Source organism: Micromonospora sp. WMMD712 (assembly GCF_029581295.1).
Lineage (GTDB): Bacteria > Actinomycetota > Actinomycetes > Mycobacteriales > Micromonosporaceae > Micromonospora > Micromonospora carbonacea.
Genome location: NZ_CP120743.1, coordinates 7119462 through 7137225 on the forward strand (window position 1 = coordinate 7119462; position 17764 = coordinate 7137225).

A 17764-nucleotide genomic window follows, 5' to 3' on the forward strand; every position below is an offset into this window, starting at 1 on the left:
GGCACGACGCTGGGTGATCCGATCGAGGCGCAGGCGCTGCTGGCCACCTACGGCCAGGGGCGGGAGACCCCGCTGTTGCTCGGGTCGGTCAAGTCGAACATCGGGCACACGCAGGCGGCGGCTGGTGTCGCCGGGATCATCAAGATGGTGTTGGCGATGCGGCATGGGGTGGTGCCGTCGACCCTGCACGTGGATGAGCCGTCGCCGCATGTCGATTGGGCTGCGGGTGCGGTTGTGCTGGCGACTGAGGCGACGCCGTGGCCGGTCGTCAACCGGCCGCGTCGGGCGGCGGTGTCGTCGTTCGGGATTTCGGGGACGAATGCGCATGTGATCATCGAGCAGCCTCCGGTGGAGGTTGTCGAGGGTGTGGTGGTGGAGCGGGTGACGCCGCCGGTGGTGCCGGTGCTGCTGTCGGCCCGCACGGATGCGGCGTTGGCTGGTCAGGCGGGTCGGTGGGCCCGGTGGTTGGCCGGTGACGGGTCGCTTGCCGCGTTGGACGTGGCGTGGTCGTCGGTGACGACGCGCCCGGCGTTGGAGCAGCGCGCGGCGGTGGTCGCCGAGGGCCGGGACGATCTGCTGGCTGCCCTGCGGGCTCTGGCCACCGGTGAGCCGTCGGGCGCCGTGGTGGTCGGGGCCGCGGAGCAGCGGGGGCAGTTGGCCCTGCTGTTCTCGGGCCAGGGCGCGCAGCGTGCCGGCATGGGCCGGGAGCTGTACGGGGCGTTCCCGGTGTTCGCCGCCGCGTTGGACGAGGTGTGCGGTCACCTGGATCCGTTGCTGCCGCAGCCGCTCAAGCGCGTGCTGTTCGCGGAGGCGGGCACCGGCGACGCCGATCTGTTGGACCAGACGGTGTTCACGCAGGCCGGTCTGTTCGCCGTCGAGGTGGCGCTGTTCCGGCTCGTGGAGTCGTTCGGGATCGTGCCGGACTTCGTGGGTGGGCATTCGATCGGCGAGATCACGGCCGCGCACGTGGCCGGGGTGTTGTCGCTGACGGACGCGTGCACCCTCGTCGGGGCGCGGGGCCGGCTGATGCAGTCCCTGCCCGCTGGCGGCGGGATGCTGGCGGTGGCCGCGCCGGAGGCCGAGGTGCTCGCCTCGCTGGACGGGCTGGACTCGCCCGGTGGACGGGGCGACCGGGTCGGGGTCGCGGCGGTGAACGGACCGTCGGCCGTGGTCGTGTCGGGTGCCGCCGACGTCCTCGACGACCTGGAGCGGGAGTGGCAGGGCCGGGGTGTGCGTACCCGCCGGCTGGCGGTGAGTCACGCGTTCCACAGCCCGTTGATGGAGCCGATGCTCGCCGAGTTCCGGGCCGTCCTGGAGGGGCTCCGCTTTGCTGCGCCGCTGGTGCCGGTGGTGTCGAACGTGACCGGGGCCCTCGCCGACGGCGACGAGCTGCGTACCGCTGACTACTGGGTGCGGCACGTCCGGGAGGCCGTGCGGTTCGCCGACGGGGTCGCCGCGCTGCGGTCCGCCGGTGTCGGCACGTTCCTGGAGGTGGGGCCGCAGAGCGTCCTCACCGCTCTGGCCGCCGACGTGCTGGCCGGCGAGGAGGGCGTGCGCGCCGTTGCCGCCCAGCGCCGCGACCGGCCCGCCGCGCGGGCGCTGCTCGCCGCGCTGGCCGAGCTGCACGTCCACGGGGTGCCCGTGACCTGGCGGCAGTGGTTCGCCGGCAGCGGCCCGGCGCGGGTCGACCTGCCGACGTACGCGTTCCAGCACCAGCGCTACTGGCCCAACTCCGGCCGGCCCCGGACCGGCGACGTGTCGGGGGCCGGGCTGGGCGACGCCGGGCACCCGCTGCTCGGCGCGTCCGTCGACCTGGCCGGCAACGACGAGGTGGTGCTCACCGGCCGGCTGTCCCTCGCCGCGTACCCGTGGCTGGCGGATCACGCGGTCTCCGGCGCGACGTTCGTGCCGGGCACCGCGCTCGTGGAGCTGGCCGTCCGGGCCGGCGACGAGACGGGGCTGCCCCGGCTCCGGGAACTGACCATGGCCGCGCCGCTGGTCGTGCCCGACACCGGAAGCGTGCGCATCCAGGTACGCGTCGACGGCCCCGCCGACGCGCCGGAGCGGCCGGTGACCATCTACTCCCGACGCGACGGCGATGCCGGGTGGGTCCGGCACGCCGAGGGCGTGCTGGCGGCAGCCTCCGCCGAGGAGCCGGTGCTGGGTGCGTGGCCGCCGGTGGGTGTGTCGGAGGTGGATCTGTCCGGCTGGTACGCGGGCCTGGCGGGGCTGGGTCTGGTCTACGGGCCGGTGTTCCGTGGTCTGCGTCGGGTGTGGGCCGGTGACGGCGAGGTGTTCGCCGAGGTGGCCCTGCCCGATGAGGCGGGAAGCTCGGACGGCTTCGGGGTGCATCCGGCGTTGCTGGATGCGGCGTTGCACCCGATCGGGTTGCTGCTCGGTGAGGAGGCGTCGGCGGCGCGGGTGCCGTTCGCGTTCTCGGGTGTGCAGGTGCACGCGTCGGGTGCGCGGGCACTGCGGGTGCGGTTGACCCGGGTCGGTTCCGGGGTCCGTCTGGTTGCGGTGGACGAGTCGGGTGCGCCGGTGGTGTCGGTGGATTCGCTGGCGCTGCGGGAGTTGACCGGGGTTGGTGTCGCGGGTGCGGCGTCGCGGTCGTTGTTCGAGGTGGTGTGGCAGGCCGCCGAGGTCGCCCCGACCGGTGGCCCCGCTGGCTGGGCGCTGCTCGTCCCCGAGGACACCACCATGACCGGGTTCCTCGACGCGCCGGCGGGCGAGGGCCGTTTGGCGGCGTACCCCGACGTGGCGGCCCTGCTGGCGGCGGTGGCCGCAGGGGCCGACGCCCCGCGCGCCCTCGTGCTGCCGGTCGCCGCCGCCCACGCCGCCCCCGATGTGGTGCGGGCGGTCGCGTCGGAGGCGTTGCGCGCGGCGCAGGCGTGGCTGGCGGCCGACGCGCTCGCCGACACGCGGCTCGTCGTCGTCACCCGGGGCGCGGTCGCGGCGCGCGACGGTGACCGGGTGACCGACCTGGCCGGCGCGGCCGTGTGGGGCCTGCTCCGCTCGGCCCAGTCGGAACACCCCGGCCGCATCGTCCTCGCGGACCTGGACGCCGACGGCGACGGCGCAACCGAACTGCCGGCCGTGCTGGCCGGCGCCCTCGACGATGCGGCCGTCGGTGGTCAGGTGGCGGTGCGTCCGGGCGGGGTGTGGGTGCCGCGTCTGGTGCGTGCGTCGGTGCCTGACGTGCCGGCGGTCGCCCCGCTGGGCGACGGTGTCGTGTTGGTGACCGGTGGTACGGGCGCGTTGGGCGCTCTGGTCGCGGAGCATCTGGTGCAGACGCACGGGGTGCGGTCGTTGGTGTTGGTGTCGCGTCGGGGTGCCGCCGCTGCCGGCGCGGACGAGCTGGTGGGGCGGCTGTCGGGGCTGGGCGCGTCGGTGGAGGTGTCGGCGTGTGACGTGACGGATGCCGAGGTCGTGCGCGCCCTGGTCGGGCGGCTCACCGCCGACGGTGGTCGGCTGGCCGGGGTGGTGCACACGGCCGGGGTGCTCGACGACGGGCTCGTCGAGGGGCTCACCGGGGAGCGGCTGGCGGCTGTGCTTGCGCCGAAGGTGGACGCGGCGTGGCACCTGCACGAGGCGACGGCCGGTCTGGACCTGGACCTGTTTATGGTGTTCTCGTCGATCGCGGGGGTGCTCGGTTCGCCGGGTCAGGGTGCGTATGCGGCGGGGAACGCGTTCCTGGACGGTCTTGCGGCGTTCCGGCGGGGGGCTGGTCTGCCGGCGGTGTCCCTGGCGTGGGGTATGTGGGACACCGACGGGATGGCGGCGTTGCTCGGTGACGCGGATCGGGCGCGGTCGGCGCGGGCGGGTCTGACGCCGATGAGCGCGGCCACCGGTCTGGAGCTGTTCGACGCGGCCCTCGCGGCGGACCGTGCTGCCCTGGTGCCGGCGACCATCGACGTGCCCGCCCTGCGGGCCGCCGCCTCCGGTGGCGTGGTGCCGCCCATGCTGCGCACCCTCGTCGGCGCGAGCACCACCAGCCGCCGCCAGGCGGGGCAGGGCAGCGGGGGGTGGGCCGAGCGGCTCGCCGCCCTCACCGAGGACGAAGGCCGGGCGCAACTCGTGCTCCTGGTCCGTGGCCTCGTCGCGCAGGTGCTGGGGCACGGCGGCGCGGAGGCGGTGCCGGCGGACCGGGCGTTCCGGGAGCTGGGTTTCGACTCGTTGACGGCGGTGGACCTGCGCAACCGGGTCAACGCGGCAACCGGGTTGCGGCTCGGCTCGACGCTGGTGTTCGACTACCCGACCCCCGCCGTGCTCGCCGAGCACCTGTGGTCCGAGCTGGCCGGCGTACGTCAGTCGGCGACCGACCTGGTCGCCAGCGCGACGAAGGACACCGACGAGCCGATCGCGATCGTCGGCATGGCCTGCCGCTACCCGGGCGGGGTGGCCAGCCCCGACGACCTGTGGGAGCTGCTGGCCACCGGCGGCGACGGGATCTCCGAGTTCCCCGTCGACCGGGGCTGGGACCTCGACACCCTGTTCGACCCGGACCCGAACAACAGCGGCACCTCCTACACCCGCAACGGCGGCTTCCTCTACGGTGCGGCGGAGTTCGACCCCGGGTTCTTCGGGATCTCGCCCCGCGAGGCCCTGGCGATGGATCCGCAGCAGCGGTTGCTGCTGGAGGCGTCGTGGGAGACGTTCGAGTCCGCCGGGGTCGACCCGGTCCGGCTGCGGGGCAGCCGCACCGGCGTGTTCGCGGGCGTCATGTACCACGACTGGGCGACGCGCCTCATGGACCTGCCCGCCGAGGTGGAGGGCTACGTGGGTACGGGCACGTCGGGCAGTGTGCTGTCGGGGCGGGTGGCGTACACGTTCGGCCTGGAGGGGCCGGCGGTCACCGTCGACACGGCGTGCTCGTCGTCCCTGGTGGCCCTGCACCTGGCGGCGCAGGCGCTGCGGTCGGGGGAGTGCGACCTGGCCCTGGCCGGCGGCGTCACCGTCATGGCCACCCCCGGCACGTTCATCGAGTTCTCCCGGCAGCGGGGGCTTTCGCAGGACGGGCGGTGCAAGTCGTTCGCTGCCGCCGCTGATGGGACGGGTTGGTCGGAGGGCGTGGGCATGCTGCTCGTCGAGCGGCTGTCGGACGCCCGCCGCAACGGTCACCGGGTTCTCGCCGTGGTGCGGGGCACGGCCGTCAACCAGGATGGTGCGTCGAACGGGTTGACCGCGCCGAACGGGCCGTCGCAGCAGCGGGTGATCCGGCAGGCCCTGGCCAACGCGCGGCTGTCGCCGGCCGACGTGGACGCGGTCGAGGCGCACGGCACCGGCACCACCCTGGGTGATCCGATCGAGGCGCAGGCGCTGCTCGCCGCCTATGGCCAGGACCGTGAGACCCCGCTGTTGCTCGGGTCGGTCAAGTCGAACATCGGGCACACGCAGGCGGCGGCTGGTGTCGCCGGGATCATCAAGATGGTGTTGGCGATGCGGCATGGGGTGGTGCCGTCGACCCTGCACGTGGACGAGCCGTCCCCGCATGTCGATTGGGCTGCGGGGGCGGTTGTGCTGGCGACTGAGGCGACGCCGTGGCCGGTCGTCAACCGGCCGCGTCGGGCGGCGGTGTCGTCGTTCGGGATTTCGGGGACGAATGCGCATGTGATCATCGAGCAGCCTCCGGTGGAGGTTGTCGAGGGTGTGGTGGTGGAGCGGGTGACGCCGCCGGTGGTGCCGGTGCTGCTGTCGGCCCGCACGGATGCGGCGTTGGCTGGTCAGGCGGGTCGGTGGGCCCGGTGGTTGACCGGTGACGGGTCGCTTGCCGCGCTGGACGTGGCGTGGTCGTCGGTGACGACGCGTCCCACCCTGGAGCAGCGGGCCGTCGCCCTGGTCGCCGACCGGGACGGGCTGCTCGCCGCGCTACGGGCGCTCGACGGCGGCGACCCCTCCGCAGCGATCGTCACCGGCACGGCCGCCGAGCGCGGTCAGCTCGCGGTCCTGTTCTCGGGTCAGGGCGCGCAGCGTGCCGGGATGGGTCGGGAGCTGGCGGGGGCGTTCCCGGTGTTCGCGTCGGCGTTGGACGAGGTGTGCGCCGAGCTGGATCCGTTGCTGCCGCAGCCGCTCAAGTCGGTGCTGTTCGCGGAGGCGGGCACGACTGAGGCCGAACTGCTCGACCAGACGGTGTTCACGCAGGCGGGGTTGTTCGCGGTCGAGGTGGCCCTGTTCCGTCTGGTGGAGTCGTTCGGGGTGGTGCCGGACTTCGTGGGCGGCCATTCGGTCGGTGAGATCACTGCCGCGCACGTGGCGGGGGTGTTGTCCCTCGCGGACGCGTGTCAGCTCGTGGCCGCCCGGGGTCGCCTGATGCAGGCGTTGCCGGCCGGGGGCGGGATGCTCGCGGTGGCTGCGGCCGAGGAGGCGGTGGCGGAGTCGATTGCCGGTCGGGCCGATGTCGGGATCGCGGCCGTCAACGGCCCGTCGGCCGTGGTCGTCTCGGGTGCCGTTGAGGCCCTGGACGAGGTCGAGGGGGTGTGGCGGGAGCGGGGTGCGCGGACGCGCCGGTTGGCGGTGAGTCACGCGTTCCACAGTCCGTTGATGGAGCCGATGCTGGCCGAGTTCCGGGCGATCCTGGAGACGTTCGCCTTCGCCGCGCCGTTGCTGCCGGTGGTGTCGAACCTGACCGGGGCCCTGGCCGACGCCGACGAGATCCGCACGCCGGATTACTGGGTGCGGCACGTCCGCGAGGCGGTCCGGTTCGCCGACGGGGTGACCGTGCTGCGCAAGGCCGGTGTGGACACGTTCCTGGAGGTGGGACCGCAGAGCGTGTTGACGGCCTTGGCGGCCGACGTGCTGCCGGGTGACGAGGGTGTGCTGACGGTCGCCGTGCAGCGTCGGGACCGGCCGGAGGCGACCGGGCTGCTGGCTGCCCTGGCGGAGTTGCACGTCGGTGGGGTTCCGGTGTCGTGGCGGCAGTGGTTCGCCGGCACGGGGGCGCGGCGGGTGGACCTGCCGACGTATGCGTTCCAGCACCAGCGGTTCTGGCCGGAGGCGCTGCCGCGCCCCCGCAAGGACACCGACGGTAGTGGGGACGCCGAGTTCTGGGCGGCCGTCGAACGCGGCGACCTGACCGCCCTCGCCACCCAACTCGGCGACGACACCGCCCTCGACGCCCTCGCCCCGGCCCTGCCCGCGTTGTCGCAGTGGCGGCAGGCGCGCACCCGCGACACCACGCTCGACGGCTGGTCGTACCGCATCGGGTGGGAGCCCCTGCGGTTCGCCCCGGCGGCCGGGCTGACCGGCCGGTGGCTCGTCGTCACCGTCGGCGGCGGCACCGACGCGGGCGTCGCGAAGACGCTCACCGAGGCCGGCGCGACCGTCGACACGCTGACCGCCCCGCCGTCCCCCGACCGGGCGGAGCTGGGCGAGCGGCTGCGCCGCACCGGAGTCGACGGCTGGGCGGGCGTGCTGTGCGTGCTGCCCCGGCAGGACGAGGCCCTCCCCGACGCGCCGGGCGTGCCGGCCGGCACGGCGACGCTGCTCGCGCTCGTCCAGGCGCTGACCGACACGGGCCTGCCCGGCCGGGTGTGGGCGCTCAGCCGTGCCGCCATGCCGGTCACGGCCGGTGAGCGGGCCGCCGACACCTGGGCGGCGCTCGCCTGGGGCCTCGGCCGCGCCGTCGCCCTGGAGCAGCCCGACCGCTGGGGCGGGCTGGTCGACCTGCCCGCCCGCGCCGACCGCAGCACCCGCGCCGCGCTCGTCGCGGTGCTCGCCGACGGCACCCTGGACCAGGTGGCGGTACGCCGCAACGGCGTCTTCGGCCGGCGGCTCGTGCCCGCCGCGCCGCCGGTCGGGTCGGGGTGGCGGCCGTCGGGGATGGTGCTGGTCACCGGTGGTACGGGTGCGTTGGGCCGGCACACCGCCCGATGGCTGCTGGCCAACGGGGCGGCCGAGGTGGTCCTCGCGTCCCGGCGCGGCCCGGACGCCCCCGGCGCCGCCGAGCTGGTCGAGGAGCTGGGCGGGGCGGTGCGGGTCGTCGCCTGCGACGTCACCGACGCCGCTGCCGTCGAGGCCCTCGTCGCCGGGCTGCCCGCGCTCACCGCCGTCGTGCACACCGCAGGCGCGGCCGGCGGGGCCGTCCCGGCGCACGAGGTGACCGCCGCCGACCTGTCGGCGACCCTCGCCGGGAAGGTGCTCGGGGCCCTGCATCTCGACGCCGCCTGCCGGGGCCGGGACCTCGACGCGTTCGTCGTGTTCTCGTCCGTCGCCGGCGTCTGGGGCGGCGGCGGCCAGGCCGGCTACGCGGCCGGCAACGCCCTGCTCGACGCCCTCGTCGCCGTCCGCCGGGCCGAAGGGCTGCCCGCCACCGCCCTCGCCTACGGGCCGTGGGCGGCCGACGGCATGGCCGCCGGGGAGACCGCCGAGGGCCTGCGCCGCCGGGGGTTCACCCCTCTCGACCCCGGGGCCGCCGTCGCGGCGCTGGGCCGCTGGGTCAACGCCCCCGAGCCCGCGCCGGTCGTCGCCGACGTGGACTGGTCCCGGTTCGTCGCCGCGTTCACCGCGGCCCGGCCTAGCAGCCTGTTCGACCGGGTCGCCCCGGCCCCCGCCGTCGAGGCGCAGCGGCCGGAGGCCGACGCCGCCACCAGCGGCCTGCGGGCGCGGCTCGCCGCGCTGCCGGCCACCGGCCAGGAGAACCTGCTGGTCGACCTGGTACGCGCCGAGGCGGCGGCGGTGCTCGGGCACGACTCCACCGACCAGGTGCCCGCCGGCCGGGCGTTCCGGGAACTCGGCTTCGACAGCCTCGCCGCCGTGCAACTGCGGGACCGGCTGGGCCGGACCACCGGGCTGACCCTGCCGTCGACCGTCGTCTTCGACCATCCGTCGGCGGCGGAGCTGGCGCGCTTCCTGCGTACGGAACTGGTGGCCGGCGCGGCCGACGCCGACCCGGCGGTCGGTCTGGTCGCGGCCCGGCCGGCGGCCGACGAGCCCATCGCCATCGTCTCCATGGCCTGCCGCTTCCCCGGCGGGGTGTCGTCGCCGCAGGAGCTGTGGGAGCTGCTGCTCGACGGTGGCGACGCGATCGGGCCGATGCCCACCGACCGGGGCTGGGACCTCGCCGCCCTGTTCGACGCCGACCCGGACCGGGTGGGCACCAGCTACGCCCGCAGCGGCGGGTTCCTCGACGACGTGGCCGACTTCGACGCCGCGTTCTTCGGCATCAACCCCCGCGAGGCCCTGGCCATGGACCCGCAGCAGCGGCTGCTGCTGCACACCACCTGGGAGACGTTCGAGCGGGCCGGCATCGACCCGCACCGGGTACGCGGCTCCGCCACCGGCGTCTTCATGGGCACCAACGGGCAGGACTATGCGACGCTGCTGCTGGGCGCCCGCTCCGAGGTGGAGGGCTACCAGGCCACCGGCAACGGCGCGTCCGTGGTGTCCGGCCGGCTGGCGTACTCGTTCGGGCTGCACGGGCCGGCGGTCACCGTCGACACGGCGTGCTCGTCGTCGCTGGTCGCCCTGCACCTGGCCGCGCAGGCGCTGCGGTCCGGCGAGTGCGACCTGGCCCTCGCGGGCGGCGTGACCGTCATGTCGACGCCGGGGGCGTTCCTGGAGTTCTCCCGGCAGCGCGGCCTCGCCGCCGACGGGCGGGTCAAGGCGTTCGGCGCGGACGCCGACGGCACCGGCTGGGGCGAGGGCGTCGGCGTCCTGCTCCTGCAACGCCTCTCCGACGCCCACCGCGACGGCCGGCGGATCCTGGCCGTGGTGGCCGGCTCCGCCGTCAACCAGGACGGCGCGTCCAACGGGCTCACCGCCCCGAACGGGCCGGCGCAGCAGCGGGTGATCCGGCAGGCCCTCGCCAACGCCGGGCTCACCCCGGCGGACGTCGACGCCATCGAGGCGCACGGCACCGGCACCACCCTCGGCGACCCGATCGAGGCGCAGGCGCTGACGGCCGCGTACGGGCCGGACCGGCCCGCCGACCGTCCCCTGTGGCTGGGGTCGGTGAAGTCGAACATCGGGCACACCCAGGCGGCGGCCGGTGCGGCCAGCCTGATCAAGATGGTGCTCGCCCTGCGGCACGGCACGCTGCCGGCGACCCTGCACGCCGACGAGCCGTCGCCGCACGTGGACTGGGCGACGTCCCCGCTGGCGCTGCTCACCGAGGCCCGCCCGTGGGCCGCCGACGGCCGCCCCCGCCGGGCCGGCGTGTCGTCGTTCGGCATCTCCGGCACCAACGCCCACGTGATCCTCGAACAGGCACCGGCGGAGGAACCGGTCGACCCCGCTGGGTCCATCGAGCCCGTCGACCCCGCCGGGTCCGCCAACCTTGGCGAGCGGTCGGCGGCGGGCGGCGCGGCGCTGCCCTGGCCGGTCTCCGCCGCCACGGCCGCCGGGCTACGCGAGCAGGCCGACCGGCTGGCCCGCCGGCTCGCCGTCCCGGCGACCCCGGCCGGCTCCGACCCGGCAACCCCGGGCGAGGGTACGGCCGACGCCGGCACGGCCGATGTCGACGCGGCCGACGCCGGGGCGGTGGCCTGGGCGCTGGCCGAGGGCCGGGCGCACCTGGCCCACCGGGCGACGGTCGTCGCCGCCGACCCGCAGACCCGCCTCGCGGCGCTGCGGGCCCTCGCCGCCGGCAGCACCCACCCCGCCCTCGTCGGGCCCGCCCCGACGGCGACGGGCGGCACCGCCGTCCTGTTCTCCGGTCAGGGCGCGCAGCGTGCCGGCATGGGTCGGGAGTTGTCCGCGGCGTTCCCGGTGTTCGCCGCCGCGCTGGACGAGGTGTGCGCCCACCTGGATCCGCTACTGCCGCAGCCGCTGAAGCCGGTGCTGTTCGCGGCGGAGGGTTCCGCCGAGGCGGGTCTGCTCGACCAGACGGTGTTCACGCAGGCGGGGTTGTTCGCGGTCGAGGTGGCCTTGTTCCGCCTGGTGGAGTCGTTCGGGGTGGTGCCGGACTTCGTGGGCGGCCACTCGGTCGGTGAGATCACCGCCGCGCACGTGGCGGGGGTCTTGTCGCTGGCGGACGCGTGCGCACTGGTTGCCGCGCGGGGTCGGTTGATGCAGGCGTTGCCGGCCGGCGGCGGGATGCTCGCGGTCAACGCGGCCGAGGCCGACGTGTCCGCCTCGATCGCCGGTCGCGCCGACGTCGGGATCGCCGCCGTCAACGGGCCCACCTCCGTGGTCGTCTCCGGTGCCGTCGGGGCCCTCGACGAGATCGAGCGGGCGTGGCGGGACCGGGGTGCGCGGACGCGCCGGCTCACGGTGAGTCACGCGTTCCACAGCCCGTTGATGGAGCCGATGCTCGCCGAGTTCCGGGCCGTGTTGGAGACGCTCTCCTTCGCCGCGCCGCTGGTGCCGGTCGTGTCGAACCTGACCGGGGCGCTCGCCGACGGCGACGACCTGCGGACCGCCGACTACTGGGTGCGGCACGTCCGCGAGGCCGTCCGCTACGCCGACGGGGTCGCCGCGCTGCGCGGGGCGGGCGTCGACACGTACCTCGAAATCGGGCCCGCCGCCGTGCTCACCGCGATGAACGCGGAGCTGCTGCCCGACGACGCCACCGCCGTGGCCGCCCTGCGGGCCGGCGTGCCGGAGCCGACCGCGCTGCTCGCCGCGCTCGCCACCCGCTACGCGACCGGCCGGGACCTCGACTGGGCGGCGCTGCTCGCCCCGCTCGCCGGCCCCCGGCCCGCCCCGCGCGACCTGCCGGAGCTGCCCACGTACGCGTTCCAGCCGCAGCGCTACTGGCCCACCCTCACCGCGTCGCCGGCCGACGGGGCGGACCGGGCCGACGCCGCGTTCTGGCGTGCGGTCACCGACGGCGACCTGGACCGGCTCGGCATCGACACCAGCCAGCCCCTGCGGGATCTCCTGCCGGAGCTGGAGTCGTGGCGACGCCGCCAGCACGAGGACGACACGATCGCCGGCTGGCGCTACCGGGTCACCTGGCGGCCCCAGCGGCTCACCCCCGGGGACCCTGGCACCTGGCTGGTCGTCGCGCCGCCCCGGGAGGCCGCCGACGCGGTCGCCGACGCGCTGCGCGCCGGTGGGGCGGCCGTGCACCTGCTCACCGTGGACCCGGCGGCCGTCGACCGGGACGGCCTCGCCGCCGACCTGGCGCTGGCCTGCGCCACGCACCAGCCGACCGGGCTGCTGTCCCTGCTCGCCCTCGACGAGGCCCCGCACCCCGGGCAGGACGCCCTGCCCGCCGGCCTCGCGGCCAACCTGCTGCTGTTGCAGGCGCACACCGGCCTGCCGGCCGAGGCGCCGCTGCCGCTGTGGCTGGCCACCGCCGGTGCCGTCGCCACCGACGACGCGCCAGCCGCCCGGCCGTGGCAGGCCACCACCTGGGGCCTCGGCCTGGCCGCCGCCCTGGAACACCCCCGGCACGTCGGCGGCCTCGTCGACCTGCCCGGCACGGTCACCGCCGACCACGCCGCCGTGCTGGTCGCCGCGCTCACCAACAGCGAGGGGGAGGACCAGCTCGCCGTCCGTGCCTCGGGCGCGTACGCGCGGCGGCTGGTCCGGGCCACCGACCCGGCCGACGGTACGGGCGGCGGCTGGACGCCGCACGGCACCGTCCTCGTCACCGGCGGGGAGGGCACCGTCGCCGGCCACGCGACGGCCTGGCTGGGTCGGCAGGGCGCGGCCGTGGTGCCGCTGGACCAGCCGGCCGGCGGGAAGCTCACCGACCGGATGGCGCAGCTCGCCGCCGACGGGCGGCCGGTGACGGCGCTGCTGCACGTGCCCGCCGACACCGGCACCGCGCCGCTGGCGGAGCTGACCCTCGCCGGCCTCGCCGCCGACCTCGTCGCCACCGTCGGTGACATCCCCCGCTACGCCGACGAGCTGGAGGGCGCGGCCCTCGGCGCGCTGGTGCTCTGCTCCTCCACCTCCGGGGTGTGGGGCTCCGGCGGGCGGTCCGGTCAGGCGGCCGGCGACGCCCTGCTCCAGGTCCTCGCCGAGAACCGGCGACGGGCCGGGCTGCCGGTAGCCTCGGTGGCGTTCGGCCCCTGGGCCGACGGGCTCGCCGACGCCGACCTCGACCAGCTCAGCCGCCGCGGCCTGCCCGGCATGGCCCCCGACCTGGCCACCGCCGCGCTGCGGCAGGCCGTCGCCGACGGCGCGCAGGTCGTGGTGGCCGACGTACGGTGGGACCGGTTCGTGCCGGCCATCGCCGCCGTGCGGGCCCGGCCGCTGTTCGGGGAGGTCCCCGAGGCCCGGGAGGCGCTGCGCGGCCTGCACAGCGCCGAACCTGCCGACGACGGGGCCGCCGACGCGCTGCGGGACCGGCTGCGCCCGCTCACCGACGCCGAACGCGACGCCGTGCTCGTCGACCTCGTGGCCGCCCAGGCGGCGGCGGTGCTCGGCCTGCCCGATGCCGGTGACCTCGGCCCGGGGCGGGCGTTCCGGGAGGTCGGCTTCGACTCGATGACCGCCGTGGAGCTGCGCAACCGGCTCCGGGCGGCCACCGGGGCGACCCTGCCGGCCAGCGTCGTGTTCGACTACCCGACGCCGCTGGCCCTGGCCCGCCACCTGCGTACGCTCGTCGTGGCCGACGGGGCGACGGCGACCGAGGGGCTGCTGTCCGAGCTGGAGAAGCTCGACGGGCTGTTCGCCGCCAGCGCCCCCGACCAGCTCACCCGGCAGAAGCTGCTGGTGCAGATGCAGGCGTTCCTGGCCCGCTGGGGCGACGACCGGCCCGCGTCGGTCGACGTGCCTGTTGCGCCGACGCTCGACGGGGCCAGCGACGCCGAGCTGTTCGACTTCATCCACCGGGAGCTGGGCGGCCCCGACGGCACCATGGGTGGAGGCTTCTGAACCGATTCGGACCGCCTGATGGTGCCGAGATGACACAGGTCATCGACGGCACCTCGGTAATGCCGCCGGGATCCGGACGGGCCGGCCCGCCGCATCGGCCACGAACTGTCCGATGGCGTGCCGGCCCTTCCCCATCAGGCCCCGAACGAAGTCACGCGCCCGGCAGCGAGGCTCCGGCCTGAGATCAGCCAGGCGGAGCCGGGCATTCGAGGACCGCGATCGAGTTTCCGGCGTGCAGCCCCAGGTGCGGATGCCCGGAGAAGATCTCAACGGCCTCATCGTGCGAGCCCGCCTCCACGACGGCATAGCCGATCATGGCGTCGGTGAAGTCCTCGACCCCCTGCACCGTGACCAGCTTCTTCGCGTTCAACGGAGCGCCGGGGTCGACGAGAGCCTTCTCGTTTGCCTGCGCCCATGACGCCCAGGCCTCAAGGAAGTCACTCTGCTGCTGTTCGCTGAGTTCGGCCTTGCCGACCTCATCAGCCGCGCCGTTGAAGAGTGCAAGGAATCTACCCATCCGGGCATGATATCGACACCCTGCTCAAGCCGCCGATCCTTGATCACGATCCCGGCTGGCCGGCGCAGCACATCCTGATCCGCATGAGGCGACGCTCGGCAGGCGCGCCCGTGACGCCGACGCTCGACGGGGCCAGCGACGCCGAGATGTTCGGTTCATCCACCGGGAGCTGGGCGGCCCCGACGGCAACCTGGGTGGAGCCCTTTGACCGGCTCGACGGCCTGGTGAGCCGCCGTTGGCGGCCGGAGTGGGGGAAGACGGGCAGACCCCAGGCCGCCCCTTGCCGGGTGGTCTGGGTTAGGGCTGTCTCCGGCGGGGGCAACGACTCCAGGATGGAGTTGCCGAACGGTGGCGGTCGTGGGTGGTGGGGATGGCAGGAGCGGGGGCGCGGTGCGTTGTGCGTGGAGCGTCAGGGGTGCTTTGCTTATCGGCAACCGGGCGGTGCGGGCGAGGAGGATCTTGAGCGGGCAAGTGAATGAAATCGGCGTTGTTGATCTTTAGCGGCCCAGGTCAGGAAGTCTGTTCCCCGCGCACGCGGGGGTGATCCCCCGGAGCAGGAGGGCGCCCGGCGGGTGCTGGCCTGTTCCCCGCGCACGCGGGGGTGATCCCCCGGGGTGCATGAGCTGACGGAGGCGGAGTACCTGTTCCCCGCGCACGCGGGGGTGATCCCGTGGCCGTCAGCGTGGACGTCGCCGCGCCGGTCTGTTCCCCGCGCACGCGGGGGTGATCCCACCACCTCGTTGACCGTGGCGACCGCGCCGAACTGTTCCCCGCGCACGCGGGGGTGATCCGCCGGTCGGCCCGGTCGTCGACGAGTACGCCTTCTGTTCCCCGCGCACGCGGGGGTGATCCCTCGTCGTAGACGGTCAGCATCAGGCGGCCACCCTGTTCCCCGCGCACGCGGGGGTGATCCGCCCCACACCGGGAGATGTGGGGCTTCCTACCTCTGTTCCCCGCGCACGCGGGGGTGATCCCGACGAGCTGGTCGCCGAGCCCGAGCTACCCGACTGTTCCCCGCGCACGCGGGGGTGATCCCGCGCGCCGCAGGATGGCCGCTGAGCGCCCGGACTGTTCCCCGCGCACGCGGGGGTGATCCCGCCGTCCACAGGGAGCGGCGGGCCATCATGGTCTGTTCCCCGCGCACGCGGGGGTGATCCGACCCGGTTCACCCTGGCCGCGATCGAGACGCCCTGTTCCCCGCGCACGCGGGGGTGATCCCGGCTCCATCAAGGCGAGCGTCAAGGGCGAGAACTGTTCCCCGCGCACGCGGGGGTGATCCCGCGAGGCTGGCCGAGTCGCCGACGTACACGCGCTGTTCCCCGCGCACGCGGGGGTGATCCCTCGCTGTCCACGGGGAACGAGGTGTGGTTCGACTGTTCCCCGCGCACGCGGGGGTGATCCGAAGATCATCATCCCGACGCCGTTCGACGGCGGCTGTTCCCCGCGCACGCGGGGGTGATCCGGCGGCAACGTCAGGCGGGGCGCGGCCGCGGCGCTGTTCCCCGCGCACGCGGGGGTGATCCCTCGCGGATGAGTGCCGCCCGCGATTGGCCGGTCTGTTCCCCGCGCACGCGGGGGTGATCCCGATCGTCGGCGCGGCCTACGACTCCGAGCTGTCTGTTCCCCGCGCACGCGGGGGTGATCCCGCGGCGGCGAGGCTGTCGCCCAGGTCGATGGCCTGTTCCCCGCGCACGCGGGGGTGATCCCAAGATGGCCACGGACATGATGGTGTCCGGGGACTGTTCCCCGCGCACGCGGGGGTGATCCCGCGAAGCGCCCCGCACGGCTCCGGCCGGCGGGCTGTTCCCCGCGCACGCGGGGGTGATCCCAGCGGCCGGGACCCCCAGAACTCGCCCGGCAGCTGTTCCCCGCGCACGCGGGGGTGATCCCGGGACGGACGGCAACCGCCGTCGCAGCCGGAGCTGTTCCCCGCGCACGCGGGGGTGATCCCCGGCGAACCAAGCCGATCCGCGACCTCCTGCTCTGTTCCCCGCGCACGCGGGGGTGATCCGGTGTCGGACGGCGTCGGTGGTGTGCGCGTCATCTGTTCCCCGCGCACGCGGGGGTGATCCCGCGTCGCCCGCCTGCGCGGACTTCCCCGACTGCTGTTCCCCGCGCACGCGGGGGTGATCCCCGGGCGGGGACGCGGTGGGCGGTGAACCGTACCTGTTCCCCGCGCACGCGGGGGTGATCCCTGGGCCGTGCCGGTGGTGCGGCGTACCGCCCGCTGTTCCCCGCGCACGCGGGGGTGATCCCAGGACCGACGGCGCGTTCGTCGGGGCCGTGGACTGTTCCCCGCGCACGCGGGGGTGATCCCGCGGCAGCCATCCGATCCGCCGCCGACTTCTTCTGTTCCCCGCGCACGCGGGGTGATCCCTTGCTCTTGTCCACGACGGCCACGGTCAGGCTCTGTTCCCCGCGCACGCGGGGGTGATCCCGCGTCCCGGGAGGACGTCATCGACGCCCTCGACTGTTCCCCGCGCACGCGGGGGTGATCCGGAGTGATCGACCTCGTGGAGCGCGTAGTAGGACTGTTCCCCGCGCACGCGGGGGTGATCCGGACGCGCAACAGTGCCGTCCCCTTGTCTGCTCCTGTTCCCCGCGCACGCGGGGGTGATCCGAAGGCCAGCTACAAGGCGCAGTTCACCGGCCTCTGTTCCCCGCGCAAGCGGGGGTGATCCGGCCGCGAAGTCGCCGAAGGGTCCGACCGGCGTCTGTTCCCCGCGCACGCGGGGGTGATCCGAAGTTCAAGCTGCCCACGAAGGAGCTGTGGGTGCTGTTCCCCGCGCACGCGGGGGTGATCCCGAGGGCGTTCCCGTGTGGGTGGTGTGGCGTGTCTGTTCCCCGAGCGGCGGGGGTGATCCGAAGTACGCGACCGGCAAGGGCAACTGCGGCAACTGTTCCCCGCGCACGCGGGGGTGATCCCGAACAGCAACACCTTGTCATCACTGGCGTTTCCTGGCTGGGCGGTGCTGAACTCCATCCGTTCCGGCTGTTTCCGGCGCACGCGGGGAGAGTGACTCTTCATGGGCCGGCGATGGCGGCGATGAACTGCGGGGTTTGCTCCCGAAGGGGGCGGTCCTTCATTTGAGCCTTGGCCCGTCCGGCTGCTGTTGTGACTACTTCGTCTCAGCCACGAAGACGCCCTTGCCCTGCTTGCCGTACACCAGGCCGCGATCGTGCAGCAGGCCGAAGGCCCGATTGATCGTCGCGAGCGAGACGTGGTTCTTGTCTGCGAGTTCGGCGGTGGAGGGCAGCTTGTCGTGTGCCTTCAGCTCTCCGGACTTGATCTGCCCGGCGATGCCGTCAGCGATGCGGCGGTACTCAGCCTGCTCGTATGGCACGAGGGGAAGTCTAGGTCGGCAAGGTCCTCACCCACCACAAGATCAGCAATATGTCAAGGTCTGACTTAAGTCAAGCTGTGACGTATGTTGGTTGCGAGATGCGGCCGGCAAGGCGCGGTGTCAACAGCCAGAGACG

General features: G+C 74.8%; 3 protein-coding genes and 1 CRISPR repeat array (1 of these 4 running past the window's edge). Of the genes, 1 reads left to right on the forward strand and 2 read right to left on the reverse strand.

The features are described 5' to 3' along the window. Positions 1 to 13767 carry the 3' end of a type I polyketide synthase gene (locus tag O7633_RS30555; protein WP_282324867.1) on the forward strand. The gene continues 16263 nt to the left of window position 1, outside the view, so 13767 of the gene's 30030 nt are visible here — the last part of the coding sequence; the start codon falls outside the window, past its left edge; its stop codon occupies positions 13765 to 13767. A gap of 184 nt (positions 13768 to 13951) precedes the next feature. Here O7633_RS30555 and O7633_RS30560 read toward each other — a convergent pair whose 3' ends face one another. Both O7633_RS30560 and O7633_RS30565 read right to left on the reverse strand, forming a co-directional pair. After that, positions 13952 to 14284, reverse strand: coding sequence for a hypothetical protein (locus O7633_RS30560; protein WP_282324868.1), 333 nt, complete (start codon positions 14282 to 14284; stop codon positions 13952 to 13954). A gap of 519 nt (positions 14285 to 14803) precedes the next feature. After that, a CRISPR array of direct repeats spans positions 14804 to 17209; the repeat unit is 28 nt; unit sequence CTGTTCCCCGCGCACGCGGGGGTGATCC. A 194-nt stretch (positions 17210 to 17403) separates the two neighbouring features. Beyond that, the gene (locus O7633_RS30565; RefSeq protein WP_178064083.1) at positions 17404 to 17628 is read right to left on the reverse strand and encodes a winged helix-turn-helix domain-containing protein; all 225 of its coding nucleotides are present in this window, start codon (positions 17626 to 17628) and stop codon (positions 17404 to 17406) included. Positions 17629 to 17764: the final 136 nt, after the last annotated feature.

Bases quoted from the DNA above. Each gene is read 5' to 3' on its own strand.
- O7633_RS30560 (WP_282324868.1), bottom strand. From the start codon at position 14,284: ATGGGTAGATTCCTTGCACTCTTCAACGGCGCGGCTGATGAGGTCGGC.